We start from the raw sequence: 2,542 nt of genomic DNA on the forward strand, positions 1-2,542 counted from the left end.
TACATCAGCATGAACCGGCACCCCGCCGTCGTGGACGTGGTGCAGCGCCTCGGCGTCGCGGCCCAGCCCGCGTCCTAGCGCCGCGCCCGGCGGTCGGTCCGGGGGCGGGTGGCCGCGGCGAGGGCGAACACCACGCCCGCGGCGCCGAGCACGACCACGACGAGCAGCAGCGCCCAGCCCACCCACGACGGGGCGTTGGGGTCCGGGTACTCGGCGACCGCGTTGACCTCGCCGACCTCGCCGGGGGTGAAGGTCCACCCGACGACGCCCTGGGAGACGGTGCCGTCGGTCTGGCGGACCGGACCGGGGAACGCCATCTTGAGCTGGACGTCGGCGCTCTCCGGGGACAGCCGGGTCAGGTCGACCTGGCCCGAGAGGATCACGCGGTCCCCCGCGCGCCGCAGCTGCAGCCGGATCGCCGACGACGTCGTCGGGCTGATCTGGGGCAGCAGCCGCGAGACGTCGTCGAAGCTCAGGTCCTCGAACGCGAGGTGCGAGCCGATGTAGCCGTCCTGGTCGTAGCGGGTGACGGTGACGTCTCCGGAGAGATCCGACGGCACCTGCAGCGGCGGCCCGGTGCCGCCCGGCGCGCCGTCGGGGGTCCCGACGTCGATCGTCCCCGACACCGTGTCCTGCGGGGACACCGCGAGGCCCGCCCGCACGCGCACGCACCCGGTGCCGAGCAGCGCGACGAGTGCGAGCATCGCGGCGAGCAGGACCACCGAGCGCCGGCGCGTGGCGGGACGCGGCCGGGCGGGACGCTCCCGGGAGCGGGGGGACGACGGCACGGCGACATCGTGCCAGGCGGGTCCGACACCGCCCCGCGACCGGACCACGGCGCGCCCGGAGGTGTGCCGTCGGTCGCCGGCCGGACCGTGGCCCGCGTCAGGACGGGGTTTCGGGTCCGAGCGGGAGCGGGCGGCCGAGCACGGCGAACGGACGAGGGTCGCTGGAGAACCGGTGGTGGCGCAGGAGGTCGCGGAACCCGCAGCGGCGGTAGAGCAGCCAGGCCCGCGTGGGCGTGGGCGCCTCCGGGGTGGAGAGCAGGACGTGGCCCCCGTCGGCGCGGTCGAGGAGCCGCCGCAGCAGGGCCTGGCCGAGGCCGTGTCCCTGCGCGTCGGTGCGCACGTGCAGCTCGGTGAGCTCGAAGTAGTCGGCCAGGTAGCTCTCGGGGTCGCCCTCGAGGGGCCACGGGTCGAGGTCGGACCCGGAGCCCGGGGCCGCCGCGTGCCCGGTGCCGCCGCCGGACTCCCCGAGCAGGCGCCCGAGGCCGGCGCCGAGGCGTCCGCCCGACGGGGAGCGGGCCGGGCGACCCGCCCGCCGCAGTCCGCGGCGCACCTCCTCGTACCACCACTGCCCGGGCGCCCCCGGGTAGCCGTACGCGATCCCGCGCAGCACGTCCCGTTCGTCGAGCGCGGCGACCGCCCGCCAGCCGGGGCGCCGGGAGTGCTCGAGCCACATCGGGGCCCGCTGCCGTGCCGTCCCGGCCGGGTAGCCCATGGCGGCGACGTACAGGTCGAGGGCCTCGTCGAGCCGCCCGGCGAGCTCGACCGGCTCGAGGTCGACCAGGCGGGCCTCCTCCGGGGCGGCCGTCACCGCGGGCCCCGCTCGCGGCCCGCCACCGTCGACGCCGGGATCCGCGCCTCCCCGTCCATCACGCCATCTCATCACGCCCGTCGAGACGGGTCGCGGCCCCACGGAAAGGCACCCGGGCGGCCGACTTGACGCGCGCCCGGAGGCACGGTTCACTCGTGGGAGTCGAACAGGTGTTCGACTCCGGGTGTGGCGGGCCGTGGGGAAGCGTCCCGCCGCACCCGGGCGCCGCCGGCTTCCCCACGGTGGCAGCCCAGGCCCGTCCCGCGCTACGCCGGGGCGGGGGAGCGCCGCCGTGGAGGACGCATGGTTCGAAGCCCCTCGCCGGTCCAGGTGCGGTGCGTCGACGGCGATCCCGTCGAGTTCCACCGCCGCCCCAACCGGCGCGACAGCCACTACCTGGTCACCGAGGTCCAGGAGCGGTGGATCGAGCAGTCGCGCTGGCCGTTCCGCTCGATGATGCCCGTCGGGGGAGACCGGTGCCGGTGCTGGCGGGTGCTGGCCCGCCGGTCCGACGAGCCGCACCTCCCGCCGGGGGAGTTCGTGCTCCGCATGCGCTCCGGGCCGGGGGTCTGGGACCTCCGGTGGCTGACCTGACCGTTCGCGAGGAGTCCGGGAGGACACCATGACGATCCCGACGATGCCCGCCTCGACGCCCGGACCCCGGCCCGAGTCGGCGAGCCTGTTCGACACCGGCCTGGCGCACGCGCCCACGCCCCGGGGCGGCCACCACGCCCGCCCGACGCGGACCCGCCGGCCGGGCGGCCGCGGTGGCTCCCCCGGGGCACGTGCGTCAGGCCGGTGTCGAACAGGCTCGCGGACTCCGGCCGCGGGTCGGGCGTGGCGGCGGGCATCGTCGGGATCGTCATGGTGTCCTCCCGGACTCCTCGGGAACGGTCAGGTCAGCCACCGGAGGTCCCAGACCCCCGGCCCGGAGCGCATGCGGAGC

General features: G+C 77.0%; 3 protein-coding genes. 1 reads left to right on the forward strand and 2 read right to left on the reverse strand.

From position 1 onward, the window contains the following. Window positions 1-74: 74 nt before the first annotated feature. Together AC0CYZ_RS07995 and AC0CYZ_RS08000 are read right to left on the reverse strand one after the other, a co-directional pair. Window positions 75-788, reverse strand: a complete 714-nt coding sequence (locus tag AC0CYZ_RS07995) for an LppM family (lipo)protein (protein ID WP_472214042.1) — start codon at window positions 786-788, stop codon at window positions 75-77. A 97-nt stretch (window positions 789-885) separates the two neighbouring features. After that, window positions 886-1,596: a GNAT family N-acetyltransferase gene (locus AC0CYZ_RS08000; protein ID WP_472214044.1), complete on the reverse strand. Its 711-nt coding sequence runs from the start codon at window positions 1,594-1,596 to the stop codon at window positions 886-888. Between the two features lie 303 nt (window positions 1,597-1,899). Here AC0CYZ_RS08000 and AC0CYZ_RS08005 point away from each other — a divergent pair, with 303 nt between their 5' ends. Further along, entirely contained in the window at window positions 1,900-2,190 is a 291-nt protein-coding gene (locus tag AC0CYZ_RS08005) for a hypothetical protein (protein ID WP_472214046.1), read from the forward strand. Window positions 2,191-2,542 lie beyond the last annotated feature (352 nt).

It is taken from the genome of Actinomycetospora sp. (genome assembly GCF_055612215.1).

Coding starts and splice junctions, on each gene's coding strand:
- AC0CYZ_RS08005 (WP_472214046.1), top strand. CDS start 1,900: ATGGTTCGAAGCCCCTCGCCGGTCCAGGTGCGGTGCGTCGACGGCGAT.